Annotated in this window: 34 protein-coding genes; 1 reads left to right on the plus strand and 33 read right to left on the minus strand. The window is 45.5% G+C overall.

Features of this window, described 5'->3' with window-relative positions; genetic code table 11:
- Positions 1–2 precede the first annotated feature (2 nt).
- Positions 3–1,745 (plus strand): response regulator, encoded by a 1,743-nt coding sequence (locus tag B4W65_RS11755; protein WP_088655360.1) that lies wholly within the window; start codon positions 3–5, stop codon positions 1,743–1,745.
- Here B4W65_RS11755 and B4W65_RS11760 read toward each other — a convergent pair.
- The 33 genes from B4W65_RS11760 to rpsJ form a co-directional block, all read right to left on the minus strand.
- The gene (locus tag B4W65_RS11760; protein WP_088655361.1) at positions 1,723–5,031 is read right to left on the minus strand and encodes a two-component regulator propeller domain-containing protein; all 3,309 of its coding nucleotides are present in this window, start codon (positions 5,029–5,031) and stop codon (positions 1,723–1,725) included. The two genes, B4W65_RS11755 and B4W65_RS11760, sit on opposite strands and share 23 nt — an antisense overlap.
- A 218-nt stretch (positions 5,032–5,249) precedes the next feature.
- Positions 5,250–6,563 (minus strand): citrate (Si)-synthase, encoded by a 1,314-nt coding sequence (locus B4W65_RS11765; protein ID WP_088655362.1) that lies wholly within the window; start codon positions 6,561–6,563, stop codon positions 5,250–5,252.
- 167 nt (positions 6,564–6,730) lie between these two features.
- Positions 6,731–8,035, minus strand: coding sequence for a phosphopyruvate hydratase (eno, locus tag B4W65_RS11770; RefSeq protein WP_088655363.1), 1,305 nt, complete (start codon positions 8,033–8,035; stop codon positions 6,731–6,733).
- A gap of 122 nt (positions 8,036–8,157) precedes the next feature.
- Positions 8,158–8,703: a 50S ribosomal protein L17 gene (gene rplQ, locus B4W65_RS17785; RefSeq protein ID WP_088655364.1), complete on the minus strand. Its 546-nt coding sequence runs from the start codon at positions 8,701–8,703 to the stop codon at positions 8,158–8,160.
- Positions 8,704–8,709: 6 nt separating this feature from the next.
- A complete protein-coding gene (locus B4W65_RS11780) occupies positions 8,710–9,702 on the minus strand; it encodes a DNA-directed RNA polymerase subunit alpha (RefSeq protein ID WP_088655365.1) in 993 nt (330 codons plus the stop codon).
- A gap of 9 nt (positions 9,703–9,711) precedes the next feature.
- On the minus strand, positions 9,712–10,317 hold the full coding sequence (gene rpsD / locus B4W65_RS11785) for a 30S ribosomal protein S4 (RefSeq protein WP_088655366.1): 606 nt from the start codon (positions 10,315–10,317) through the stop codon (positions 9,712–9,714).
- Positions 10,318–10,458: 141 nt separating this feature from the next.
- The gene (gene rpsK / locus B4W65_RS11790; RefSeq protein ID WP_088655367.1) at positions 10,459–10,848 is read right to left on the minus strand and encodes a 30S ribosomal protein S11; all 390 of its coding nucleotides are present in this window, start codon (positions 10,846–10,848) and stop codon (positions 10,459–10,461) included.
- Positions 10,849–10,858: 10 nt separating this feature from the next.
- Complete coding sequence (rpsM, locus tag B4W65_RS11795) at positions 10,859–11,236, minus strand: 30S ribosomal protein S13 (protein WP_088655368.1); 378 nt, start codon at positions 11,234–11,236, stop codon at positions 10,859–10,861.
- A gap of 10 nt (positions 11,237–11,246) precedes the next feature.
- Positions 11,247–11,363 carry a type B 50S ribosomal protein L36 gene (gene ykgO, locus B4W65_RS11800; RefSeq protein WP_015361145.1) on the minus strand — a complete coding sequence of 39 codons (117 nt, stop codon included), beginning with the start codon at positions 11,361–11,363 and terminating at the stop codon, positions 11,247–11,249.
- Between the two features lie 20 nt (positions 11,364–11,383).
- Positions 11,384–11,602: a translation initiation factor IF-1 gene (gene infA / locus B4W65_RS11805; RefSeq protein ID WP_026474784.1), complete on the minus strand. Its 219-nt coding sequence runs from the start codon at positions 11,600–11,602 to the stop codon at positions 11,384–11,386.
- A gap of 18 nt (positions 11,603–11,620) precedes the next feature.
- On the minus strand, positions 11,621–12,400 hold the full coding sequence (gene map / locus B4W65_RS11810; RefSeq protein ID WP_088655369.1) for a type I methionyl aminopeptidase: 780 nt from the start codon (positions 12,398–12,400) through the stop codon (positions 11,621–11,623).
- A 15-nt stretch (positions 12,401–12,415) separates the two neighbouring features.
- Positions 12,416–13,753 (minus strand): preprotein translocase subunit SecY, encoded by a 1,338-nt coding sequence (gene secY, locus B4W65_RS11815; RefSeq protein WP_088655370.1) that lies wholly within the window; start codon positions 13,751–13,753, stop codon positions 12,416–12,418.
- A 65-nt stretch (positions 13,754–13,818) separates the two neighbouring features.
- Entirely contained in the window at positions 13,819–14,265 is a 447-nt protein-coding gene (gene rplO, locus B4W65_RS11820; RefSeq protein ID WP_088655371.1) for a 50S ribosomal protein L15, read from the minus strand.
- A gap of 29 nt (positions 14,266–14,294) precedes the next feature.
- Positions 14,295–14,471, minus strand: coding sequence for a 50S ribosomal protein L30 (gene rpmD / locus B4W65_RS11825; RefSeq protein WP_088655372.1), 177 nt, complete (start codon positions 14,469–14,471; stop codon positions 14,295–14,297).
- Positions 14,472–14,483: 12 nt separating this feature from the next.
- Positions 14,484–15,002: a 30S ribosomal protein S5 gene (rpsE, locus tag B4W65_RS11830; RefSeq protein ID WP_088655373.1), complete on the minus strand. Its 519-nt coding sequence runs from the start codon at positions 15,000–15,002 to the stop codon at positions 14,484–14,486.
- Between the two features lie 6 nt (positions 15,003–15,008).
- Positions 15,009–15,365, minus strand: a complete 357-nt coding sequence (gene rplR / locus B4W65_RS11835) for a 50S ribosomal protein L18 (protein ID WP_088655374.1) — start codon at positions 15,363–15,365, stop codon at positions 15,009–15,011.
- Between the two features lie 21 nt (positions 15,366–15,386).
- The gene (gene rplF / locus B4W65_RS11840) at positions 15,387–15,938 is read right to left on the minus strand and encodes a 50S ribosomal protein L6 (protein ID WP_088655375.1); all 552 of its coding nucleotides are present in this window, start codon (positions 15,936–15,938) and stop codon (positions 15,387–15,389) included.
- 14 nt (positions 15,939–15,952) lie between these two features.
- Positions 15,953–16,348, minus strand: a complete 396-nt coding sequence (gene rpsH, locus B4W65_RS11845) for a 30S ribosomal protein S8 (RefSeq protein ID WP_088655376.1) — start codon at positions 16,346–16,348, stop codon at positions 15,953–15,955.
- Positions 16,349–16,412: 64 nt separating this feature from the next.
- Positions 16,413–16,682, minus strand: coding sequence for a 30S ribosomal protein S14 (gene rpsN, locus B4W65_RS11850; protein ID WP_088655377.1), 270 nt, complete (start codon positions 16,680–16,682; stop codon positions 16,413–16,415).
- 4 nt (positions 16,683–16,686) lie between these two features.
- Positions 16,687–17,244 (minus strand): 50S ribosomal protein L5, encoded by a 558-nt coding sequence (rplE, locus tag B4W65_RS11855; RefSeq protein ID WP_088655378.1) that lies wholly within the window; start codon positions 17,242–17,244, stop codon positions 16,687–16,689.
- Positions 17,244–17,564 carry a 50S ribosomal protein L24 gene (gene rplX / locus B4W65_RS11860; RefSeq protein WP_088655379.1) on the minus strand — a complete coding sequence of 107 codons (321 nt, stop codon included), beginning with the start codon at positions 17,562–17,564 and terminating at the stop codon, positions 17,244–17,246. The genes rplE and rplX overlap by 1 nt, the downstream gene beginning before the upstream one ends.
- 21 nt (positions 17,565–17,585) lie before the next feature.
- Complete coding sequence (rplN, locus tag B4W65_RS11865) at positions 17,586–17,951, minus strand: 50S ribosomal protein L14 (protein WP_088655380.1); 366 nt, start codon at positions 17,949–17,951, stop codon at positions 17,586–17,588.
- Between the two features lie 2 nt (positions 17,952–17,953).
- Entirely contained in the window at positions 17,954–18,211 is a 258-nt protein-coding gene (gene rpsQ, locus B4W65_RS11870; protein WP_088655381.1) for a 30S ribosomal protein S17, read from the minus strand.
- Positions 18,212–18,219: 8 nt separating this feature from the next.
- Positions 18,220–18,417, minus strand: coding sequence for a 50S ribosomal protein L29 (gene rpmC, locus B4W65_RS11875; RefSeq protein WP_088655382.1), 198 nt, complete (start codon positions 18,415–18,417; stop codon positions 18,220–18,222).
- Between the two features lie 3 nt (positions 18,418–18,420).
- Entirely contained in the window at positions 18,421–18,852 is a 432-nt protein-coding gene (gene rplP, locus B4W65_RS11880; RefSeq protein ID WP_088655383.1) for a 50S ribosomal protein L16, read from the minus strand.
- Positions 18,853–18,884: 32 nt separating this feature from the next.
- Positions 18,885–19,604, minus strand: coding sequence for a 30S ribosomal protein S3 (gene rpsC / locus B4W65_RS11885; RefSeq protein WP_088655384.1), 720 nt, complete (start codon positions 19,602–19,604; stop codon positions 18,885–18,887).
- A gap of 7 nt (positions 19,605–19,611) precedes the next feature.
- On the minus strand, positions 19,612–20,028 hold the full coding sequence (gene rplV, locus B4W65_RS11890) for a 50S ribosomal protein L22 (protein WP_088655385.1): 417 nt from the start codon (positions 20,026–20,028) through the stop codon (positions 19,612–19,614).
- 36 nt (positions 20,029–20,064) lie between these two features.
- Positions 20,065–20,334 (minus strand): 30S ribosomal protein S19, encoded by a 270-nt coding sequence (gene rpsS / locus B4W65_RS11895; RefSeq protein WP_088655386.1) that lies wholly within the window; start codon positions 20,332–20,334, stop codon positions 20,065–20,067.
- Positions 20,335–20,354: 20 nt separating this feature from the next.
- Positions 20,355–21,179, minus strand: coding sequence for a 50S ribosomal protein L2 (gene rplB / locus B4W65_RS11900; protein WP_088655387.1), 825 nt, complete (start codon positions 21,177–21,179; stop codon positions 20,355–20,357).
- A gap of 5 nt (positions 21,180–21,184) precedes the next feature.
- Complete coding sequence (gene rplW, locus B4W65_RS11905; protein WP_088655388.1) at positions 21,185–21,475, minus strand: 50S ribosomal protein L23; 291 nt, start codon at positions 21,473–21,475, stop codon at positions 21,185–21,187.
- Positions 21,476–21,486: 11 nt separating this feature from the next.
- Positions 21,487–22,116, minus strand: a complete 630-nt coding sequence (rplD, locus tag B4W65_RS11910; RefSeq protein ID WP_088655389.1) for a 50S ribosomal protein L4 — start codon at positions 22,114–22,116, stop codon at positions 21,487–21,489.
- Entirely contained in the window at positions 22,116–22,733 is a 618-nt protein-coding gene (rplC, locus tag B4W65_RS11915; RefSeq protein WP_088655390.1) for a 50S ribosomal protein L3, read from the minus strand. The genes rplD and rplC overlap by 1 nt, the downstream gene beginning before the upstream one ends.
- A gap of 23 nt (positions 22,734–22,756) precedes the next feature.
- A complete protein-coding gene (gene rpsJ, locus B4W65_RS11920; protein ID WP_026474761.1) occupies positions 22,757–23,062 on the minus strand; it encodes a 30S ribosomal protein S10 in 306 nt (101 codons plus the stop codon).
- Positions 23,063–23,064 lie beyond the last annotated feature (2 nt).

Genomic DNA, 23,064 nt, shown 5'->3' on the forward strand with positions numbered 1-23,064 from the left:
AAATGCTTACCAAACTATTGAACCGACTCATGGGCCTTTTTATTTCTGAGCAAAGTGAAAAAGCCGATATGGATACCAAAGTGAAATCACTCACCATCAACCTGGCCAGCATCACTTTTACGCTGATTGTTTTGTCCGAAGGCGTTTGGTCTCTGGTTGTTGAGCGGGTAGAATTGGCCATTCCATTTCTGTTCTTAAGCTTTTTGCTGGCGCTCAGCCATCTCTTCCTAAAAAAGTTCAACGAAGATTTACATCAAAACTACCTGCTTTTTATTCTCTTGCTTACCTGCAGCTTTTTCGTTCTCTTTGGCGGAAATGTCGGGACCGGTGCCGCCTGGACCCTCTTGTTTCCTTTTTTCGCAACCGCACTGCAGGGACGCCGAAATGGCCTGCGTTGGTCGCTCCTTCTCTTCCTGGTTATGCTCCTGCATTTAAGTCTGCTCCAAAACAGCCAAGCTTTCTTCCAAATCTACAGCACCGCACAGGGCATTTATTTACTGGCAATATACGCAGTAGCCACACTAATTGCCTTTGCCTTCCAGTTTATTCGCTCTGAAGTTTTGCTCGAAAAAGAGGGTTTGTTGCTCGACTCCCAAAACAGAAACAAAGCCCAGGAAGACCTGCTTTCCCGGCTTTCACACCAAATACGCACCCCCTTAAGCAATATCACAGGTGTTCTGGATATGTTGACCAATACCGACCTTGATCCGCAACAAAAAGAATACATCAGTACCATTCACGCTTCGGCCAACAATTTGGTTGGGGTCGTAAATCACCTGGTGTTGACCTCCCATTCCGATGCCTCCGAGGACAAAGACATTACCACTTTCAATTTGTACAACACCCTCAACAATGTCTTACGGCTCTTTCCCTACGAAAAATATAAAGTCCGCTTCAACCTATTGCTTGCGCCCGACATTCCCGGACAACTGACCGGCAACAGCGTTAAAATCAAGCAAATCCTATTGAATTTAATCAACAGCATTGCCGCCCAAAACAAAGCAGAACAGAAACAGATTACACTGGAAGTGCGCAACCGCGACTTAATGCCGGGAAAAACAGAACTTACCTTTTCACTCACCTCTGATTTTGTTTTTCAAAACCCCGACGACCGGCACTCCGGAGAAGGCTTTTTCAACAATCAGGATTTGGCGCGGCTCAATGCCGGACGCATCATTCATTTTCTGGACCTGGGCCTCACCCAAAAGATGATTGAAGTTGACGGACACAACCTCAGCATCATCCCTCACCCCGACCGCACTGTTTTCGAATTTGGCGCTGGCTTCATCACACAGGCAGGTAACTTTTCAGTCCCCTCCACAAAGCCCAACACATCAAGCAGCAGCGGATTCAAGCGCAAAGTTGAATTAAAAGACGCCTCCATCCTGCTGGTCGAAGACAATTTCAGCAACCAGCAAATCATGAACCTGTACATCAAAAACGATGTTAAAAAGGTGGAAACGGCTTCCAACGGAAAGGAAGCACTTGAGAAATTTGGAATGGCCCGTTTCGACCTCATATTAATGGATGTGCAAATGCCCATTATGGACGGGTTTAAGGCCACCCAGAAAATTCGGGAACTGGAAAGAAGCACCAATACCCACGTCCCCATAATTGCCGTAACCGCCAACGCCTTTCCCGAAGACAAGGAACGCTGTCTGACATCCGGTATGGACGACTACATAAGTAAACCCTTCCAACCCGAAGAACTGCTCGAAAAAATCAAACAACACCTTCATGGTTAAGGGGCTTAAAACCCAGCACCAGTACATCATCTACCTGCTCTGCAGCACCACGCCACTCTTCAAACTTCTGGTGCAGAATGGCCTTTTGGTCCTCCGGAGCCAGCGTATGGATATTTAACAGCAAATGTCTAAAACGGCGATACTTAAACTTCTTGTGATCTGGTCCGCCAAACTGATCCACATAACCATCGCTGAACAAATAAATAAAGTCCTCATCCTGCAATACCAGGCGGGTTGTTTTATAAATGGGGACACTGCCCCCGGGATGCCGGCCGATGGACAAACGATCGCCCTTAATCGTTTGTAATTCGTTGTTTCGCACCAAATACATTCCATTAACCGCCCCTGCAAAATCCAGGGTGCGGGCCGACTGGTCGAGCACACACAGACTGACATCCATACCATCCTTGATTCCTTCCGCGTAGGCTGTTCCCGCATTCTCCCGAAGGGTGGCGTCCAACTCAAGACTCATCTGCTCCAAAATTTTTGCAGGATCATAGATGTTCTGAACCCCCACGATACTTTTGAGCAAATCCATACCAATAATTGACATAAAAGCACCAGGCACCCCATGCCCTGTACAATCTACCACCGCCACCACCAATTTTCCGTCCTGCTTAAAAAGCCAATAAAAGTCGCCACTTACCATATCCCTGGGCCTGAAATACACAAAGCAAGACTTCAAATAATCGTGCAAGCGCTCTTCGGTAGGAAGCATGGCGGTTTGAATTCTGGTGGCGTAGTGAATGCTGTCTGTGAGATTTTGATGAACCCTTGAAAGCGCCCTGCGTTGTTCATCCACCCTACGCTGATCTTCGGTCTGTTCAGCCAGAGACCGATTGGCCCTTCGATAATGGCGCAAGCGATAATTCACCAGCATTTGAATAAAGAAGATCAGCAGAAGAAAATAAAAGGCATAGGCATAATTGGTCATCCAAAGCGGCGGAGTCACCTCAAAAGTCCATTCCTGAATCTGAGTATTCCAGGTAAAATCATTATTGGCTGCCCTGATTCGCAGCGTATACTTTCCTGGCATCAGATTAGAGAAACTCACGCTGTTTTCCCGGCTTACCGGGCGCCAGTCCTTATCATAGCCTTCGAGCATGATTTGATAGCTGTTCTTATGAGGTTGTGTAAATTCAAGCGCCGCATACGTAATATTAAACAGCATTCCCGGCCGGTATTTAACACGAACTCCTTCCAAACCAAAATGGGCCAACTCATGACAATCACCACGATGGCATACCGAAACTCCGGTAACAGCAACAGGGGGCCGATGCATATTTATGTGCAAGGAATCGGGATGCCCCCAAACCAGCCCACTTACGGCTCCGAAATATAAGGTCCCATCCAAGGCCTGGGCAGCACTGCCTACATTAAACAAATCGGAAGGCAATCCATCGGCGCCATCGTAGTTGTGCACGACCCCATCGGCGCCGTAAACCGATAAGCCTTTCCCCGAACTGAACCACAGCTGATGTTCGTTCAGAGGCAAAACTGCAGTCACCATCTCATCAGCCAAATGCGCAATCTTTGTAACGACCAGACTGTCGTTGTCGGCATACGCCAGGGAAAAAAGCCCCGTTCGTGTACCGGCCCACACCCTTTCATTGCCATCAAAGGCCAAATCCAACACCTGAAGCCCCAAGGGCAGACCGTCCCCCGGGTTCAATATGGAACGTAATCGCCCTGTGTGGCAATCATAATGAGCCATCCCTTGGTTGGTGCCTACCCAAAGATCTCCCTGCGCATCCTTACTGAGGGCAGAAATTTCATCTGCCGGAAGCTGTTGCCTTAAGGGGTCACTGAAGAACGACTGGAGATGCCCGTTCCGATACCTATAAAGACCAAAATGGGTCCCAAGCCACAAATTCCCCATCCCATCCTTTTCAATAGCGGACACCAGGTTATTTCTCAACAAGTTTCTGTAACGCGCGCTATTGCCATAATCAAATTCAGAGAAGCGTCGCTCCCAGGGCTCCTTATAATAAATTCCCGTATTGCTGCCAACCCAAATGCGACCATTTTCCTCTTCAAACACAGCCCCAACCCGGTCGTTATGATTCCGGTAAGCCTGCTCATTAAGGAGGAATTGCTGAACCTGACCCGAAACCGGATCCAGGCGGTAAAGCCCACTGGTAAGCGTCCCCAGCCATACTTGGCCACCTAAATCAGCATGTAGGGCCGTAATATTATAAGTCCTTAAATTGCAGGACGAGGACTCCTCCTCACCCACAAAAGAAAACCGGGTAGGACGAGTGTTTATTTTAAAGAGTCCCTTATACCGCGTTCCGACCCACAACAGGCCCGAAGCATCCTCAAACAAAGCACTTACCTCATAGGGTAACAAGGGGGAGCTTCCTGCTCCGTCATCAACCACCAATCTATGTTGGTTTCGGCCTGCCACCAAGCGTTCCAAACCGCGGGAGCTGCCTATCCAAACATCTTCCTCCCTGCCCACACAAAGCGCATTAACTGCCACTTTACTGCCCAATGCCATATAAGCAGAAACGGGCTCTAAAGCAGCGCCCTCTTTATGAACAAACAAACCGGTGTGACTTCCGACGAGTAATTTTTGATCCTTCCATGGCGCTAGGGCTGCAACGGCATCCTGAAAAAACAGGGAGTCTCCATCATCACCCTGTAAGCGGCGAAAAGATTTCCCTCCACAGGAAAAACGACTTAAACCATCTCTGGTCCCAACTAAAAGGGTGGTGTCGCTGTCCTGAAAAACAACCTTACCCACCACCATCTCATGTTTAAAAATATTGGCGTAATGCACATAAGATTCAAATGCGTCCTCCTCTTCAAGATAGCGACTCAGATGGTTCTCCAGCTTTACCCATAGCTCCCCGCGAGGCGACAAATACAGATCCAGAATCCGATTTCCCGGAATACCGCCGGAATGCTCTGGAGTGTACTGGAAACTCCTGCTGGCACCTGTAGCCAAATTCAGCACGGTCAGTCCTTTATCCTTGGTGCCAATCCATAAATTACCATACCGGTCCTCAGCCAGAGCCGAAATCCTGTTTCCTGCCAATGAAGGCCCAAAAGCACTGCCCGACCGATAAATCTGAAACTCATACCCATCGTAACGGTTCAATCCATCTTCCGTCCCAATCCAAATAAACCCTCGGCTGTCCTGAAAAACAACGTTCACCGAATTGTTGGAAAGGCCTCCGGCTATGGAGAAATGCGCTATGGAAATCCCGCTTTGAAACTTTGCCCCCAAAGTATGCAAAGCAGAAAAACAGAGGAGAAGCAATACTAAAATCTTTTGTTTCATTGCAACAAAATGAGCCAAAAATAAACAATCCGTACTTATACGGCAGTCGGGGTAAAACGTTGGGAGCGCAGCAAACAAAGCGACCGGAACTGGATTTTTTTTGACGAAAAGCCTTCTCCGTTGTGTCAACCAACAAATCCTAAAGATAACAGAATCATCCAAAAAGAAAACCCTCACACTTTAAAAAGTATGAGGGCGAACTGTTCATGTTAAAAACATCAGCTTTTGAAACCCACCTTGTCCTGAAACCACTCTAAAGTATGGGAAGTAGGCCTTTCGAGCGGCATCCCATAAATCCGATCCCACACCAGCGAAGACAACACCCCAAGCGCACGGGAAACACCAAATAAAACAGTGTAAATAGGATACTCCTTAATGCCGTAACTGGAAAGCAGACTGCCCGATATGGCATCCACATTAGGCCAGGGGTTTTTAACCTTGCCGGTGGCACGCAACACTTCCGGCACCACCTCATAGATATTACGGACCAATTCAATCAATGGAGCATCAGGAATATACTTATTGGCAAAATCAAGCTGTTCACTAAAACGAGGATCTGTTTTCCGTAACACGGCATGACCATAGCCGGGTATAACCCGACCTTGCTTCAAGGTCTCTTCAGCGTAATCACGAATTTGCGTTTTACTGGGTCGATCGGTCCCTATCTCTTTGATAAGATGCTCCAACCAGCTCATTACTTCCTGATTGGCCATCCCGTGGAGCGGACCGGCCAATCCATTCATCCCGGCAGCAAAACTGTAATAAGGATTGGAGAGTGCGGTGCCTACCAGGTGTGTGGTATGAGCAGAAACATTGCCGCCTTCATGGTCAGCGTGCAATACCATATACAAACGCATCAACCGCTTTACTTCCTCACTCTCAAATCCCATCATATGTGCCATATTACCAGCCCAATCCAAAGATGGATCCATCTCTATTTGTTTTCCATCGTGAAAAACCCTGCGGTAAATATAGGCAGCAATAACCGGCAGACGGCTGATAAGATCCATAACGCCCTCATACATCGGATCCCAATAATCCTTCTTATCCATACCATCCATATAGGCCTTTCTGAAATGAGATTGTGTGCTCATAGCCAGAATGGCGGTATTGAACTGAATCATCGGGTGGGCCGATTTGGGCAAGGCGTCAATTACCCTAAAGGCGTGCTCAGGAATGTTTTGCGCTCTACGAGCCCAGTCCTGCGAAATATAATCAACATCTTTCTGGGAGGGCAACTCTCCAATCAACATCAGATAAAACAGACCCTCGGGCAAGGGTTCTCCGTCCTTACTGATCTTAGGAAGATGACTCCGAAGTTCAGGGATGGAATATCCCCTAAAACGAATACCCTCGGCGGGATCCAACTTTGAAGTATCGGTCAATAAGGCCACAATTCCCTTCATACCTGAAATGACCTGTTCAAGGGTAACTTCCTGGATGACCTTGGTCCCATGTTCCTGCACCATCTTTTTCAAGCTTTCAGCACGTGGAAAGGCCACTTCTTTGAGCCTCTGTTTTATGTGATCCATAACAATAGCAGATTATATCGGTTAGATTAACAATTTATAACAATGTTCGCACATTTTAAACAGGAAACTACTCTTTTTGTTTTACTGACACAAAAAAAGGGATCCCCAAGGATCCCCTTTCCACATTATCAAAGTTGGCATTGTAGCCTCTAAAGGCTTACAAACGCTTACTTCTTAACAACTTTTTTATAACCATAAATAGCAGAAGCACCCAATTCTTCTTCAATACGAAGCAACTGGTTGTACTTAGCCATACGATCAGAACGGCTCAAGGAACCGGTTTTGATCTGACCACTGTTGGTAGCTACCGCAATATCGGCGATGGTAGCGTCTTCAGTTTCTCCCGAACGGTGAGAAGTTACTGAAGTATAACCGGCACGGTGGGCCATTTCAATGGCGTCCAAGGTCTCGGTAAGTGTACCAATCTGGTTCACCTTGATCAGGATAGAATTGGCCGCATCCAACTCAATACCTTTTTTCAGGTACTCAACGTTGGTAACGAACAAGTCGTCGCCCACCAACTGGCACTTGTCGCCAATGGTTTTATTCAGCAACACCCAACCGTCCCAATCGCCTTCGTCGCAACCATCTTCAATGCTGTCGATGGGGAATTTCTCAACGAGCTCAGCCAAAAAGGCCACCTGCTCCTCACGGCTGCGCTTAACACCGGTTGCTCCTTCAAACTTGGAGTAATCATAAATGCCATCCTTATAAAATTCAGAGGCAGCACAGTCCAAAGCAATAGACACCTGACCGCCATCAGCCAAACGACCTGGCTTGTAACCGGCAGCTTCGATGGCCTTAATGATGCTCTTAAGGGCATCCTCGGTACCATCCAGGGCGGGAGCAAAACCGCCCTCATCGCCAACAGCAGTACTCAAATTGCGATCGTGCAGCACTTTCTTCAAAGCATGAAAAATTTCGGCACCCATGCGCAAGCCTTCACGGAAACTGCTTGCACCAACGGGACGAATCATAAACTCCTGAAACGCAATGGGCGCATCGGAGTGAGACCCACCATTGATGATGTTCATCATGGGCACAGGCAGAGTCTTGGCATTGGTTCCACCAATATAACGGTACAAAGGCATACCAGAATACTCAGCGGCTGCTTTTGCTACAGCCAGAGAAACACCAAGCATGGCGTTGGCACCCAGCTTGCTCTTGGTTTTGGTACCGTCCATTTCGAGCATCTTATGGTCAACACCTACCTGATCCAAAGCATTAAAACCAATCAATGCCGGAGCAATCACGTTGTTTACATTCTCAACAGCCTTAAGCACACCCTTACCCAGGTATCGCTTTTTATCTCCATCGCGCAATTCAAGCGCCTCATTTTCGCCGGTAGAGGCACCGGAGGGCACAGCGGCACGACCAATGATTCCACTTTCTAATGTCACCTCAACTTCTACAGTCGGGTTTCCGCGAGAATCCAAGATCTCACGTCCATGGATGTTTGCAATTAATCCCATAATGATAATTGTTTATAAAAACATAAATAATAATTTCAAAAAAAAAGGATAAAGCCATAATGCCTTTATCCCCTTTTTCAAGAACGTTATGTCTGATTCGACACTGTAAGGTCTGTACAGATTTACTCCTCAGTCTTATCAGCTTCAGGGGCCTGCTCCTCCTTTTGAGGTTCAGCCTTAGGAGCCGCTTCCTTAGCCACAGGGGCTTTTTCGGCAGCAACTTCAGCAGAAGCCTTTTTTGATCCACGACGACTGCGTCGTGTTTTCTTCTCTGCACTTGCAGCAGAACCGGCGGCATTCAACATATTTTCGTTGAAATCAACCAATTCGATGTAGCACATTTCAGCAGCATCACCCAAACGATTACCCAATTTTAGAATACGGGTATAACCACCGGGGCGGTTCGCCACCTTTTGAGCTACTTCACGAAAGAGCTCAGAAACTGCATCTTTATTCTGCAAATAACTAAAAACAATACGACGTGAGTGTGTGGTATCTTCCTTTGACCGATTGATCAGAGGTTCTACATACATTCTCAACGCCTTAGCTTTGGCCACGGTGGTCTTGATACGCTTGTGCACGATCAGAGAAGCAGCCATATTGGACAACATCGCCTTTCTGTGTGAGCTGGTACGGCCCAGGTGGTTGAATTTTTTTCTATGTCTCATCGTTACTTATTCCTTGTCTAATTTATACTTCTGAATGTCCATTCCGAAATTAAGATTCAGATTCACCAACAAGTCGTCCAATTCTGTAAGGGACTTCTTACCAAAGTTTCTGAATTTAAGCAGGTCATTCCGGTTGTACTGAACCAATTCACCCAGCGACTCCACATCTGCAGCCTTTAGGCAGTTCAATGCACGTACCGACAAATCAAGGTCTACGAGTTTGGTTTTAAGAAGCTGGCGCATGTGCAATACTTCTTCATCAAACTCCTCATTTCCAAATTTCTCATCTGAATCCAGTGTAATCTTTTCGTCAGAAAACAACATGAAGTGATAAATGAGAATTTTTGAAGCTTCCTTAAGCGCATCCTTGGGATGAATAGACCCATCGGTAGAGATCTCAAATAAGAGCTTCTCGTAGTCGGTTTTCTGCTCTACCCGGAAGTTCTCTATTTCGTACTTAACATTCCGAATGGGGGTGAATATGGAATCTATAGCTATAGTTCCAAACTCCTGATCGGCGGTACGGTTTTCTTCTGCAGGAACATAGCCACGCCCCTTACCAATGGTAAGCGTAAGCTGTAAATTTACGTCGGGACTCATACGGGCGATTACCAACTCGGGGTTCAGTACCTTGAAATTACTCAAAGAACTGTTCATATCACCTGCAGTGAAAGCTTCTTTGCCGGTAATGGTAAGAGAAATACGTTCATTCTCACCTTCCTCAACAACTTTCTTGAAACGTACCTGCTTCAGATTCAGAATAATTTCAGTAACATCATCAACCACACCGGGGATGCTGGAAAACTCATGATCAACACCTTCAATCTTGACGGTGGTGATTGCAAAACCCTCCAAAGATGACAGTAAGATTCTTCTTAAGGCATTTCCAACAGTAATACCATATCCTGGCTCAAGAGGACGAAATTCGAATCGACCGAACTTGTCATCAGCATCAAGCATGATAACTTTATCAGGTTTTTGGAACGCTAATATTGCCATAAGAAAAAATTATTTAGAGTACAATTCAACAATCAACTGTTCTTTGATGTTCTCAGGAATTTCTGAGCGCTCAGGAGCATTCAGGAATTTACCCGTCATGCTTTGCTGATCCCACTCCAACCAAGAGTATTTGTGAACACTTGAATTAGCCATTGCACTGTTAATGGATTCCAGGGATTTAGATTTTTCTCTTACGCCAACCAATTGTCCGGCTTTAAGCGAATAAGAAGGAATGTTCACCACAGAACCGTCAACGGTGATATGACGGTGCGACACCAACTGACGAGCAGCAGCTCTGGTAGGCGCCAAGCCCATGCGATAAACCACGTTATCGAGACGGGACTCCAACAGAATCAACAAAACTTCACCGGTAATACCGGGCTGACTGTTGGCTTTTTCAAACATGTTACGGAATTGCTTTTCCAAAACGCCATAAGTATACTTTACTTTCTGCTTTTCTTTAAGCTGAACACCGTATTCGCTGGTCTTACGACGACGATTGTTACCGTGCTGACCAGGGGGATAGTTCTTCTTCTCGAAGTACTTGTCGGGACCATATATGGCCTCACCGAATTTACGTGAAATTTTAGTCTTTGGACCTATGTATCTAGCCATTCTACTAAATTTTTGATTTTAAATTTTTGATTTTAAAGATTGAATATGACAGCCGCAAGATTATAGAAGGAAGGTTTGTGTATAACCCACCAGTATTCAAAATTAAAATCAAAAACTTATGGTTAATAACTAGTAATAAAATTAAACCCTACGTCTTTTGGGCGGACGACAGCCATTGTGAGGCATTGGTGTCACATCCACAATTTCGTTCACCTCAATACCGGTAGCATGGATGGAACGAATTGCTGACTCACGACCATTGCCGGGACCCTTAACGTAAACTTTAACTTTTCTCAAACCCAGGTCGTAAGCAACTTTAGCACAGTCGGCTGCAGCTGTTTGTGCGGCGTAGGGAGTGTTCTTTTTGGAACCTCTGAATCCCATTTTACCGGCACTAGACCAGGAAATAACCTGACCATTTGCATTGGTGAGGCAAACGATAATGTTATTGAACGACGAATGAATGTGGGCCTGTCCTAAGGCTTCCACTTTCACAACTCTTTTCTTTTGTGATCCTGCCTTTTTTGCCATGTTTCAATGATTATTTAGTAGCTTTCTTCTTGTTCGCAACCGTTTTCTTTCTTCCTTTACGGGTACGGGCATTGTTCTTGGTTGATTGACCACGAACCGGTAAACCAATACGGTGACGAATACCTCGGTAACAACCAATATCCATCAATCGCTTGATGTTTAATTGTACCTCAGAACGCAATTCACCTTCGGTTTTAATGGTTGAACCAATTAACTCACGAACGGCAGTTATCTGGTCATCGTTCCAATCTTTGACTTTCATATTCACATCAATGCCGACCTCGTTCAATAATGAGCTGGCTTTGCTACGGCCAATGCCATAGATGTAAGTCAAAGCAATTTCACCCCGCTTATTAGCCGGGATGTCTACTCCTGCAATTCTTGCCATATTCTATAATTTATCCTTGACGTTGTTTAAACTTGGGATTCTTCTTGTTTATCACGTACAAGCGACCCTTGCGCCGAACAATTTTACAATCGGCGCTGCGCTTCTTGATTGATGCTCTTACCTTCATTGTCTTATGTATTGAGTCTGTTATTTATACCTGTAACTGATTCGGCCTTTGGTCAGGTCGTAGGGAGACATCTCCACTTTAACCTTGTCACCAGGCAAAATCTTAATGTAATGCATACGCATTTTACCGGAAATGTGCGCTGTAATCACATGACCGTTTTCCAACTCCACGCGAAACATGGCGTTGGAAAGAGCTTCGATAATGGTACCGTCCTGTTCTATAGAGGCTTGCTTAGCCATAAGTTGTTTCTTTATTTTTTAAGACTGCAAAGTTAATACTTCTTCCACAAATTTAAAACTGGAAAGTATATCTGATTGATTTTTACCTACTGCAACAGCATGTTCAAAATGAGCAGAAACACTTTTATCAACGGTTCTGATGGTCCATTGGTCCTCCTCCATCAATATTTGCCGTTTACCCAAATTAATCATCGGTTCAATACAAATGACCATTCCTTTCCTTAATTTGCTTCCATTGCCCCTTCGTCCATAATTCGGAATTTCCGGAGCCTCATGAAGAGAACGGCCCAAACCGTGTCCCACCATTTCCCGAACTACAGAGTAGCCACGTGTTTCACAGTACTCTTGAACAGCATACCCGATGTCTCCGATCCGATTCCCCTCAATGGCCATTTCCACGCCCTTGTAAAGAGCAGCTTTGGTGGCCTCGAGAAGGGCTTTGATTTCCGGCTTAACCTCGCCCACTTCAAAAGTATAGGCACTGTCGCCGTAAAAATCATTCAACAGCACACCGCAATCCACAGAAACAATGTCTCCTTCTTGCAAGGGCTTTTTATTCGGGATGCCATGAACCACCTGCTCGTTAACAGAGGTGCAAAGGGTATTGGGAAATCCCTGGTAATCCAGAAACCCGGGTATGCCTTTATGGTCACGAATAAATGTCTCTGCGATTTTATCCAATTCCAAAGTGCTCACCCCGGGCTTTACAGCCCGGGCTACCTCTGCAAGGGTTTTCCCTACCAGGAGATTACTCTCCCGCATCAGTTCAATTTCTTCGTCAGTCTTTAAATAAACCATTGACTACCTCAACTATTAATAAACAGCAGCACCACCGCCAGTTCTACCCTTAATACGTCCGGACTTCAACAAGCCATCGTAGTGACGCATCAGCAGATGACTCTCAATTTGCTGCAAAGTATCCAGCACCACACCTACCAAAATCAGCAGAGAGGTACCCCCAAAGAATTGCGCAAAATTCTGATCTACTCCGGCCAACATAGCAAAAGCAGGCAAAATCGCCACAAATGCAAGGAAAAAAGAGCCGGGCAACGTAATTTTGGACATCACTGAATCTAAAAATTCTGCTGTTTTTTTACCGGGTTTAACTCCGGGAATAAAACCTCCGTTGCGCTTCATATCATCAGCCATCTGTGTTGGATTGATGGTAATCGCTGTATAGAAGTACGTGAAGAGAATGATCAGAAAAGCAAATACAAAATTATACCAGAATCCGGTAAAATTGGAGAACACAGCTGCAAAACCTGTAGCAGCATCACTGTCAACAAAACCCGCGAGTGTAATCGGAATAAACATAATGGCCTGAGCAAAAATGATGGGCATAACACCAGCAGCATTCACCTTAAGAGGAATGTACTGACGAACACCACCATACTGCTTGTTGCCAACTATGCGCTTTGCATACTGAACGGGAACCCGACGGGTACCCTGAACCAAAAGGATGGCACCTTCAAACACAAAGAAAAGGACTACAAACTCGATTAGAAGCATAACCAAACCACCACCCTCTTCAAGTCTGGAAACAAACTCAGCAAATAGTGAGAAGGGCAACATGGCAATAATACCAATCATAATGATCAGGGAAATACCATTTCCTATACCTTTATCGGTAATCCGTTCTCCCAACCACATGACAAACATACTGCCGGCAGTAAGAATTATTGTTGACATAACAGTGAAACTCCATCCGGTAGTTACAAAGGCCGATTCGGGCAACTGGGCATAGAGGTTAGCGATATAACCGGGGGCTTGAAACAACAAAATAACCACAGTTAAATAACGGGTTATCTGATTGATCTTACGACGGCCACTTTCACCTTCACGCTGCAGTCGCTGAAAATAAGGAACTGCAATACCCATCAACTGGATAACAATGGATGCGGATATATAGGGCATAATCCCCAATGCCATAATCGAAGCATTGGCAAATGCACCTCCGGAAAACATGTTCAGCAGCCCCAGAACCCCATCACTGGTTTGAGCAGCAAGGTTCGAAAGCTGAGTTGGATCAATACCCGGAAGAACAACTTTGGATCCCAGACGATAAATCAGGATAAGACCCAAAGTGGTCAGTATCCTGCTTCTAAGGTCATCGATCTTCCAGATATTACGGATGGTTTCGAAAAGTTTCATATCTTAAAATAGATTTATAGGTCATCTGTAATTCTGTCCGCCCCGGGGGCGGACAGAACTGCAAATTACAGTTTCACAACAGTTCCCTGTGCAGCTTCGATGGCGGCTTCAGCTGATTTAGAAAAGGCATGCGCCTTAACTTCAACTTTGGCACTGATAGAACCATTGCCCAAAATCTTTACCAGGTCATTCTTATTAATAAGACCGGCTTCAATAAGATTTTCGGGAGCAATAACGCTCCATTTGTTCTTTTCTGCCAAGTTTTGCAAAACATCAATGTTAATGGACTTAAACTCCTTTCGGTTGATGTTCTTAAAACCAAACTTGGGAACACGGCGCTGAAGGGGCATCTGACCACCTTCAAAACCAATCTTTCTGGAATAACCCGAGCGAGATTTGGCCCCTTTATGACCACGGGTAGAGGTACCTCCCAGACCTGAACCGGCACCACGGCCAATTCGTTTCTGGTGATGGGTTGCTCCCGCTGCAGGTTTTAACTGATTCAGTTTCATATCTGATATTGATAACTTCGTTAAAACAATTATTTTTCAACACGCACTAGGTGTTTCACTTTATCCACCATTCCCAGAATTACCGGGGTATCCTCATGTTCAACGGTGGCGTTGATTTTCTTCAAACCAAGTGCTTCCAGTGTCCTTTTTTGACTAATGGTGCACTTAATTTTACTACGAACCTGAGTTACTTTTATCTGAGCCATAAACTTTGTTGCTTAACCATTAAACACTTTGTCCAAAGTAACACCGCGGTGCTGAGCAATGGTAGCTGCATCACGCATCTCGCACAAGGCTTCGATGGTTGCTTTAACCAGGTTGTGCGGGTTAGATGAACCTTTGGACTTAGCCAAAACATCCACCACACCGGCACTCTCCAATACAGCACGCATCGCACCACCAGCCACAAGGCCGGTACCGTGAGAAGCGGGCTTCATGAATACCCGGGCGCCGCCAAAACGAGCCACTTGAGCATGCGGAATGGTTCCATTCACGATGGGCACCTTAATCAAATTCTTTTTAGCGGCCTCTACACCTTTGGCAATAGCAGTAGTAACTTCATTGGCTTTACCCAGGCCCCAGCCTACAATGCCATTTTCGTTACCTACAACTACAATGGCTGAGAAGCTAAAGGTTCTACCCCCTTTGGTAACCTTGGTAACGCGGTTAATCGCTACCAGCCTGTCTTTCAGTTCCAGGTCGTTTGTTGTACGAACTCTTTTTGTATTTCCTGCCATAATAATCTAAAATTTAAGACCTGCCTCACGAGCAGCGTCCGCTAATTGTTTTACTCTACCATGATACAGATAACCGTTCCGGTCGAAAACCACAGCAGAAACTCCGGCAGCCAGGGCCTTCTCTGCAATAGCTTTGCCCACCTTGGCAGCCATTTCTGTTTTGGTACCTTTTTCTGCAGCAATATCTTTGGCCAGTGAAGACGCAGCTACCAGAGTTTTTCCGGCATTGTCATCAATCAGCTGAACAGAAATTTGCTTATTGCTTCTGTAAACAGTCATCCGTGGGCGATCGGCAGTACCGAGCACCTTACTGCGGATGCGTGTTTTTATTTTGAATCGTCTTTCTAACTTTGAAAAAGCCATAACACTTTCGAATTAAATCAATTAAACTTTAGCACTCTTACCCGCCTTCCGACGAACAACTTCGCCCACAAAACGAATACCTTTACCTTTATAGGGCTCAGGCTTACGAAACGAGCGAATCTTGGCGCAAACCTGCCCTAAGAGTTGCTTGTCAATAGACTCCAGTGTTATAATCGGGTTGCTTTTCCGGTCGGTTACTGCTTCCACCTTAATTTCTTTGGGCAACTGCATATGAATCGCATGTGAATAACCCAACGAGAGCTCAAGAACTTGACCAGTAGAAGTAGCACGATAGCCCACTCCGACCAGTTCCATTTTCTTCACATAACCTTCTGAAACACCAACCACCATGTTGTTAATAAGGGAACGGTAAAGACCGTGCAAGCCCCGATGGTTCTTATCGTCACTGGGACGGCTGAGCTTAACTTCACCGTCCTCGACCTCCACAGTAATGTCGGGATTAATGTTTTGTACAAGTTCTCCCTTGGGCCCTTTTACGGTAACCAATTGATCTTTAACAGTTACGCTTACTCCGGCCGGTATGCTAATGGGTGATTTTCCTATCCTAGACATGACTTACCTCCTTTTTAATAAACGTAACACAATACTTCTCCACCAACTTTGGCATTCCGGGCTTCCTTATCGGTCATTACACCTCTGGAAGTTGAAAGAATGGCCACACCCAATCCGTTCAATACCCGCGGAACATTTCTGTAACCGGTATATCGACGCAAACCTGGGGATGACACCCGGCTTAAATGCTTGATAGCTGGGGTTTTGGATACGGGGTCGTACTTAAGAGCGATTTTGATCATGCCCTGTTTGCCGTCATCCATAAATTTGTAATTAAGGATATAACCTTTCTCCAAAAGAATTTTGGTCATCTCCTTCTTAAGGTTGGAGGCGGGAATCTCAACAACCTTGTGGCGTGCCATGATGGCATTCCTGATACGGGTCAGGAAATCCGAAATAGGATCTGTCATATTTATAAAAGTTTAAATTGATCCCGACAAGTCGGGACAATATTTAATACTTACCAGTTGGTGGTTACCAACTGGCCTTTCTAACTCCTGGGATCAAACCTGCTGCAGCCATCTCACGGAAAGAGATACGACTAATGCCGAACTGACGCATATAACCCTTGGGACGTCCAGTCAGCTTGCAACGGTTGTGCATACGCACAGGGGAAGCATTCTTTGGAAGCTTCTGCAAACCTTCGTAGTCGCCCTCAGCCTTAAGCCGGGCCCGCTTCTCAGCATATCTGGCAACAAGCTTGGCCCGCTTTACTTCGCGGGCTTTCATTGATTCTTTTGCCATATAACTAGTTCTTTTTTAAGTTTTTAAACGGTAATCCAAACTCACGCAAAAGTGCATAAGCCTCCTCATCACTGTTTCCTGAGGTCACAAAGGTAATATTCATACCCATAATCTTGCTTACATTATCGATATTTATTTCAGGAAAGATGATTTGCTCTGTAATACCCAGGGTGTAATTACCCCTTCCGTCGAGTTTGCTTTCAATTCCCTTAAAGTCACGAATACGCGGTAAGGCTACACGAACCAGTCGCTCGAGGAACTCATACATTTTATCGTGTCGCAAGGTCACCTTTACCCCAATAGGCATTTTCTTCCTCAATTTAAAGTTAGAAATGTCTTTCTTGGAATAACAGGGAACGGCTTGCTGACCGGTAATGTTGGTCAACTCCTTAACCGAATTTTCGATCAACTTTTTGTCGGCCACAGCGGCACCAACACCCTGGTTGATGACGATCTTTTCCAAACGTGGCACCTGCATAACGCTTTTGTAGCTGAATTCCTTCTTAAGGTTGGCTACAATTTCGTCGTTGTACTTGGTTTTTAAACTAGGTGTATAGCTCATTACTTGATCTCCTCTCCTGACTTTTTAGAATAACGAACCAATTTACCATTCTCCCCTTCTCTACGACCGATACGGGTAGCCTTACCTGTGGAAGGATCCTTGAGGTTAAGATTAGAGATATGGATGGGGGCTTCCTTTTTAAGGATGCCGCCCTGTGGATTTTCGGCGTTGGGTTTGGTATGCTTGCTTACCATGTTAACCCCCTCCACAATAGCACGTTGTTTTTCAGGAAAAACCTCCAGCACTTTGCCTTCCTGGCCTTTGCTGGTTCCTGCATTTACAACCACTATATCGCCTTTTTTAATATGTAATTTTCCCATTGCTGTTTGAATCAGTATAGATTAAAGCACTTCAGGCGCCAGAGATACAATTTTCATATATCCTTCGCGCAATTCACGGGGTACGGGCCCAAAAATACGGGTTCCGCGCATTTCACCGGCATTGTTCAGCAATACACAAGCGTTGTCGTCGAAACGAATGTATGAACCATCCGCCCTTCTGACTTCTTTCTTGGTACGCACCACAACGGCCTTACTTACTGTACCCTTTTTCATATCAGAAGAGGGGACAGCGCTTTTAATAGTTACCACAATACGGTCGCCCACAGAAGCATATCTGCGTCCGGTACCGCCTAATACACGGATGCAAAGGACTTCCCTGGCTCCGCTGTTGTCGGCAACATTTAATCTGGATTCCTGCTGTATCATGTTTACTTAGCTCTTTCAATGATTTCAACTAATCTCCAACGTTTGGACTTACTCAGAGGACGGGTCTCCATAATCTTAACGGTATCCCCCTCATGGCCGTTGTTCTGCTCATCGTGCGCGTAAAACTTCTTGGTCTTTTTCATAAACTTCCCATAAATGGGGTGTTTCTCACGAACCACAACACTCACGACGATGGTTTTATCCATCTTTTCGCTCACCACAACGCCTATACGTTCTTTTCTCAAATTTCTTGTTTCCATCTGCTTAATTATTTTTCATTAAGTTGCTTCTGACGCAGAATGGTCAGCATACGCGCAATGTTCCTACGTGTTTGTCTGATCTTCATTGGGTTTTCCAACGGAGAAATGTGGTGGTTGAGATTCATACGAACGAGCTCCTGCTTTTCAGCATCAAGACGCTCCTCGATCTCACTAATGGTCATTTCTATTATCTCGGAAGTTTTCATCGCTTACGCATTTGTAGATTCAACAAAATCCCTTCTCACAACAAACTTGGTGGTAACGGGCAACTTCTGAGCAGCAAGACGCAAAGCCTCTTTGGCCACTTCGAAGGGTACACCATCACACTCAATAAGAATGCGTCCGGGCGTAACTGGAGCAACAAAGCCTTCCGGGCTACCTTTACCTTTACCCATACGTACTTCGGCGGGTTTCTTGGTAATGGGCTTATCGGGGAAGATACGAATCCATATCTGACCTTGACGCTGCATATAACGGGTAACGGCAACCCTTGCCGCTTCTATTTGACGGCCGGTAATCCACTTGCTTTGGAGCGACTTGATACCGAATGAGCCAAAGGCCAGTTCGTGACCTCTCTGCGCATTCCCCTTCATCCGTCCTTTTTGCTGCCGTCTAAACTTAACTTTTTTTGGTTGTAACATCTTTCCTGAGTCTATTAAAGGTTAACAGATGATTACTTTCTTTTCCTCTTGAAGCCACCACCCTGGGGACCTTTACGGTTTCCGCCGGCTGTTTCTTTGGCATTGAAGTTGGGTGACAAATCCGGTTTCCCGTAAATCTCACCTTTACAAATCCAAACCTTAATACCAATCAAGCCGGTTTTAGTAAGGGCTTCTGCCTGAGCGTAATCAATATCGGCACGGAAGGTGTGCAAAGGAGTACGTCCTTCCTTGTACATTTCTGAACGGGCCATTTCTGCACCATTCAAACGACCAGAAACCTGAATTTTGATACCTTCAGCACCCATTCTCATGGTTGAAGCAATGGCCATTTTAGTAGCACGGCGGTAGGCGATACGACCTTCCAGCTGACGTGCAATGTTGTTGGCCACAATAAGGGCATCCAACTCAGGACGTTTCACCTCAAAGATATTGATTTGAACTTCCTTGTCAGTAATCTTCTTAAGCTCTTCCTTCAGCTTATCAACCTCAGCTCCACCTTTCCCGATAATGATACCGGGACGTGCAGTATAAACTGTAATGGTAATTAACTTAAGTGTTCGTTCTATAATAATGCGCGAAATACTGGCTTTGGCCAGACGAGCATTCAAATACTTACGGATTTTGGAATCTTCCAGCAATTTATCGCCGTAGTTTTTCCCACCGAACCAGTTGGAATCCCATCCGCGGATGATCCCCAACCTGTTGCTTATTGGATTTACTTTTTGTCCCATCTGCCTGTTAGTTTTCCTGGTTTTCGTTAGTTACTTTGCTGTCCACGAGTATGGTCACGTGGTTGGATCTTTTGCGAATTCTGTGTGCACGGCCCTGGGGAGCAGGACGCAAACGCTTCAAAATTCGACCCGAATCAACATAAGCTTCTTTCACAAAAAGGTTGGCATCTTCCAGACGCTGACCTTCATTCTTCTCTTTCCAGTTGGCAACTGCAGACAATAAGAGCTTTTCTACACTGCGTGAAGCTTCCTTTGTAGAAAATTTGAGGATATCGAGGGCCAGATTCACCTCTTTACCACGTATCAGGTCCACCACCAGCCGCATTTTACGGGGCGAGGTGGGCACATTGCGCAGCTTGGCATAAGCCTGGTTCTTTCTGGCTTCTTTCAGTTGTTCTGCTTTTATTCTTTTTCTTGCACCCATTTTTATTGCATTAAAGGTATTAACACTATCAGGCTATTAACGTTTCTTATTGCCTGAATGACCACGGTAGGTCCGTGTTGGCGCAAATTCGCCCAGTTTATGTCCCACCATATTCTCAGTGACATAAACAGGAATGAATTTGTTCCCATTGTGTACAGCTATGGTATGTCCCACAAATTCAGGGGAAATCATAGAAGCCCTGGCCCATGTCTTAATCACTGTTTTCTTGCCGGAGTCGTTCAAGGCTAAAACTTTCCGCTCCAGCTTATAGTTGATATAAGGCCCTTTTTTTAATGATCTGCTCATAATCTCAATGAATTAACCGGTTACTTTTTTCTCTTTTCAAGAATGTACTTGCTGGAAGCTTTCTTGGGCGCACGGGTTTTGTAACCCTTGGCCAAAAGTCCCTTTCTTGAGCGTGGGTGACCACCGGAAGAACGACCTTCACCACCACCCATCGGGTGATCTACGGGGTTCATAACCACACCGCGAACACGGGGACGACGACCAAGCCATCTGCTTCGACCTGCCTTACCAGATTGTTCCAGTGCGTGGTCTGAATTACCAACAGCACCGATGGTGGCACGACAAGTTGTCAAGACCATTCGGGATTCACCGGAGGGAAGACGTAAAACTACGTACTTTCCTTCACGAGCAGCCAATTGGGCAAATGTACCGGCACTACGAGCCATAGCTCCTCCTTTGCCAGGTTGCAGTTCAATATTATGAACGATGGTACCAAGCGGAATCTCGCCCAAGGGCAAAGTGTTTCCGATTTCGGGAGCAGTTCCGCTGCCCGAAGCCAGTTCCATACCTACCTGCAAACCGTTAGGTGCAAGGATGTAGCGTTTTTCTCCATCTGCATATACCAGCAAAGCAATCCGAGCACTCCTGTTGGGGTCATACTGAATGGATTCTACCTTTGCCAGAACACCGTCTTTATTTCTCTTGAAATCGATTACCCGGTATTTCCTTTTGTGTCCACCTCCAAGGTAGCGCATGGTCATTTTACCTGTGTTGTTACGACCACCGCTCTTCTTTAAAGGCTTCAGCAAGGATTTTTCTGGTACACTTGAGGTAATCGCATCAAATGCACCAATAATTTTGTGTCTCTGCCCCGGTGTTGTGGGCTTTAGCTTTCTTACTGCCATTTTACTTAGATATTGCTATAAAAATCAATTTTATCTCCATCTACCAATGTTACAACAGCCTTCTTGTAAGCAGCAGTTCGTCCGGCAATTACACCACTCTTAGTGTAACGCGACTTGCTTTTACCTGCATAACGCATGGTATTAACTGAAGCCACAGTAACATTGTACATCTCTTCAACAGCTTTCTTGATCTGCAACTTATTAACGTCGCGCTTAACAACAAAGCCATAGCTATTCAGGGTTTCCCCCTGGTGGGTCATCTTCTCAGTGACGATTGGTTTTACGATTACATCCATGACTGACCTCCTTATTCGTTAAAAAGTTTTCCGATTTGCTCTACAGAGCTTTCAGTAAGCAGCAAATACTGAGCTTTCATGATGCTGTAAGTATTCAATCCGGAAGCCACGGAAACCTCAGTTCTGGGAAGATTACGGGCAGAAAGCAAAACATTGCGATTTTCAGTTCCCAATACCACCAGAGACCTTTTCCCGTCGAGTTGCAAACTCTTGCGAATGGCATTGAACTCCTTCGTTTTGGGGGCTTCGAAAGAAAAATCTTCCACCACCAAAATCTCATTGTTCTTAGCCTTATGCGCTAAAGCGGAAAAGCGGGCCAGCTGCTTCACTTTCTTATTCAGCTTAAAGCTGTAATTGCGGGGACGGGGACCAAAAACGCGACCTCCTCCACGAAAAACAGGACTCTTAATGCTGCCTGCACGTGCTGTACCGGTTCCCTTCTGCTTCTTAATCTTACGTGTACTACCAGAAACCTCATTACGCTCCTTGGCCTTATGGGTTCCCTGACGATTGTTGGCCAAATACTGTTTTACATCCAGATAAATGGCATGATCGTTGGGCTCTATGGCAAAAATTGAATCAGGTAACTCAATTTTGCGTCCGGTATCTTCTCCTTTTATATTTACTATGTTCAGTTCCATTACATTTCAATAATTAGATATGAACCATTTGCGCCCGGTACCGATCCTTTAACTAAAATCAGATTGTTTTCGGGAATCACTTTTAACACTCTCAGGTTTTCCACTTTCACACGGTCTCCACCGGTACGTCCGGCCATCCGCATTCCCTTAAACACACGTGAGGGAAATGAAGAGGCACCCAAAGAACCTGGTGCCCTGCCCCGGTTGTGCTGACCGTGGGTTTGTCCACCTACACCACCAAAGCCGTGACGCTTTACAACCCCTTGAAAACCCTTACCTTTTGATAAGCCGGTAACGTCTACAAAAGTGTCTTCTTCAATGATGTCGACAGAAACTACATCGCCCAGTTTGAACTCATTCTCAAAATCCTTGAATTCAACCAGCTTGGCCTTTGGAGTGGTACCTGCTTTCTGAAAATGGCCCTGTTGGGGCTTGGTGGTACTCTTCTCACGTTTTTCGTCGAACGCCAGCTGAACAGCAGCATACCCATCGGTTTCTGCTGTTTTTACCTGAGTCACGACGCAAGGACCAGCTTCGATAACAGTGCATGGTACATTTTTACCCTCGGCACTGAAAACGGAAGTCATTCCGATTTTTTTTCCAATTAATCCTGGCATTGCTTGTGATTTTTAATTAATTATCAAACTTTGATTTCAACTTCCACACCGCTGGGAAGTTCAAGTTTCATTAGCGCGTCAATGGTCTTCGCAGTAGAGCTGTAAATGTCGATCAAACGCTTGTATGACGACAATTGAAACTGCTCTCTGGACTTCTTATTAACGAAGGTGGAACGCAATACAGTGAAAACCCTTTTGTGGGTAGGCAACGGAATGGGACCGCTAACAACAGCCCCGGTGCTCTTCACTGTTTTTACGATCTTCTCGGCAGACTTGTCTACCAAATTGTGATCGTAGGATTTCAGCTTAATTCTTATTTTTTGATTCATAG

It is taken from the genome of Geofilum rhodophaeum (genome assembly GCF_002210225.1).
Taxonomy (GTDB): Bacteria; Bacteroidota; Bacteroidia; order Bacteroidales; family Marinilabiliaceae; genus Geofilum; species Geofilum rhodophaeum.

What these genes read in the sequence shown, in the direction of transcription:
- B4W65_RS11755 (WP_088655360.1), top strand. Translation starts at nt 3, where the DNA reads ATGCTTACCAAACTATTGAACCGACTCATGGGCCTTTTTATTTCTGAG.
- B4W65_RS11760 (WP_088655361.1), bottom strand. Translation starts at nt 5,031, where the DNA reads ATGAAACAAAAGATTTTAGTATTGCTTCTCCTCTGTTTTTCTGCTTTG.
- B4W65_RS11765 (WP_088655362.1), bottom strand. Translation starts at nt 6,563, where the DNA reads ATGGATCACATAAAACAGAGGCTCAAAGAAGTGGCCTTTCCACGTGCT.
- eno (WP_088655363.1), bottom strand. Translation starts at nt 8,035, where the DNA reads ATGGGATTAATTGCAAACATCCATGGACGTGAGATCTTGGATTCTCGC.
- rplQ (WP_088655364.1), bottom strand. Translation starts at nt 8,703, where the DNA reads ATGAGACATAGAAAAAAATTCAACCACCTGGGCCGTACCAGCTCACAC.
- B4W65_RS11780 (WP_088655365.1), bottom strand. Translation starts at nt 9,702, where the DNA reads ATGGCAATATTAGCGTTCCAAAAACCTGATAAAGTTATCATGCTTGAT.
- rpsD (WP_088655366.1), bottom strand. Translation starts at nt 10,317, where the DNA reads ATGGCTAGATACATAGGTCCAAAGACTAAAATTTCACGTAAATTCGGT.
- rpsK (WP_088655367.1), bottom strand. Translation starts at nt 10,848, where the DNA reads ATGGCAAAAAAGGCAGGATCACAAAAGAAAAGAGTTGTGAAAGTGGAA.
- rpsM (WP_088655368.1), bottom strand. Translation starts at nt 11,236, where the DNA reads ATGGCAAGAATTGCAGGAGTAGACATCCCGGCTAATAAGCGGGGTGAA.
- ykgO (WP_015361145.1), bottom strand. Translation starts at nt 11,363, where the DNA reads ATGAAGGTAAGAGCATCAATCAAGAAGCGCAGCGCCGATTGTAAAATT.
- infA (WP_026474784.1), bottom strand. Translation starts at nt 11,602, where the DNA reads ATGGCTAAGCAAGCCTCTATAGAACAGGACGGTACCATTATCGAAGCT.
- map (WP_088655369.1), bottom strand. Translation starts at nt 12,400, where the DNA reads ATGGTTTATTTAAAGACTGACGAAGAAATTGAACTGATGCGGGAGAGT.
- secY (WP_088655370.1), bottom strand. Translation starts at nt 13,753, where the DNA reads ATGAAACTTTTCGAAACCATCCGTAATATCTGGAAGATCGATGACCTT.
- rplO (WP_088655371.1), bottom strand. Translation starts at nt 14,265, where the DNA reads ATGAAACTGAATCAGTTAAAACCTGCAGCGGGAGCAACCCATCACCAG.
- rpmD (WP_088655372.1), bottom strand. Translation starts at nt 14,471, where the DNA reads ATGGCTCAGATAAAAGTAACTCAGGTTCGTAGTAAAATTAAGTGCACC.
- rpsE (WP_088655373.1), bottom strand. Translation starts at nt 15,002, where the DNA reads ATGGCAGGAAATACAAAAAGAGTTCGTACAACAAACGACCTGGAACTG.
- rplR (WP_088655374.1), bottom strand. Translation starts at nt 15,365, where the DNA reads ATGGCTTTTTCAAAGTTAGAAAGACGATTCAAAATAAAAACACGCATC.
- rplF (WP_088655375.1), bottom strand. Translation starts at nt 15,938, where the DNA reads ATGTCTAGGATAGGAAAATCACCCATTAGCATACCGGCCGGAGTAAGC.
- rpsH (WP_088655376.1), bottom strand. Translation starts at nt 16,348, where the DNA reads ATGACAGATCCTATTTCGGATTTCCTGACCCGTATCAGGAATGCCATC.
- rpsN (WP_088655377.1), bottom strand. Translation starts at nt 16,682, where the DNA reads ATGGCAAAAGAATCAATGAAAGCCCGCGAAGTAAAGCGGGCCAAGCTT.
- rplE (WP_088655378.1), bottom strand. Translation starts at nt 17,244, where the DNA reads ATGAGCTATACACCTAGTTTAAAAACCAAGTACAACGACGAAATTGTA.
- rplX (WP_088655379.1), bottom strand. Translation starts at nt 17,564, where the DNA reads ATGGGAAAATTACATATTAAAAAAGGCGATATAGTGGTTGTAAATGCA.
- rplN (WP_088655380.1), bottom strand. Translation starts at nt 17,951, where the DNA reads ATGATACAGCAGGAATCCAGATTAAATGTTGCCGACAACAGCGGAGCC.
- rpsQ (WP_088655381.1), bottom strand. Translation starts at nt 18,211, where the DNA reads ATGGAAACAAGAAATTTGAGAAAAGAACGTATAGGCGTTGTGGTGAGC.
- rpmC (WP_088655382.1), bottom strand. Translation starts at nt 18,417, where the DNA reads ATGAAAACTTCCGAGATAATAGAAATGACCATTAGTGAGATCGAGGAG.
- rplP (WP_088655383.1), bottom strand. Translation starts at nt 18,852, where the DNA reads ATGTTACAACCAAAAAAAGTTAAGTTTAGACGGCAGCAAAAAGGACGG.
- rpsC (WP_088655384.1), bottom strand. Translation starts at nt 19,604, where the DNA reads ATGGGACAAAAAGTAAATCCAATAAGCAACAGGTTGGGGATCATCCGC.
- rplV (WP_088655385.1), bottom strand. Translation starts at nt 20,028, where the DNA reads ATGGGTGCAAGAAAAAGAATAAAAGCAGAACAACTGAAAGAAGCCAGA.
- rpsS (WP_088655386.1), bottom strand. Translation starts at nt 20,334, where the DNA reads ATGAGCAGATCATTAAAAAAAGGGCCTTATATCAACTATAAGCTGGAG.
- rplB (WP_088655387.1), bottom strand. Translation starts at nt 21,179, where the DNA reads ATGGCAGTAAGAAAGCTAAAGCCCACAACACCGGGGCAGAGACACAAA.
- rplW (WP_088655388.1), bottom strand. Translation starts at nt 21,475, where the DNA reads ATGGATGTAATCGTAAAACCAATCGTCACTGAGAAGATGACCCACCAG.
- rplD (WP_088655389.1), bottom strand. Translation starts at nt 22,116, where the DNA reads ATGGAACTGAACATAGTAAATATAAAAGGAGAAGATACCGGACGCAAA.
- rplC (WP_088655390.1), bottom strand. Translation starts at nt 22,733, where the DNA reads ATGCCAGGATTAATTGGAAAAAAAATCGGAATGACTTCCGTTTTCAGT.
- rpsJ (WP_026474761.1), bottom strand. Translation starts at nt 23,062, where the DNA reads ATGAATCAAAAAATAAGAATTAAGCTGAAATCCTACGATCACAATTTG.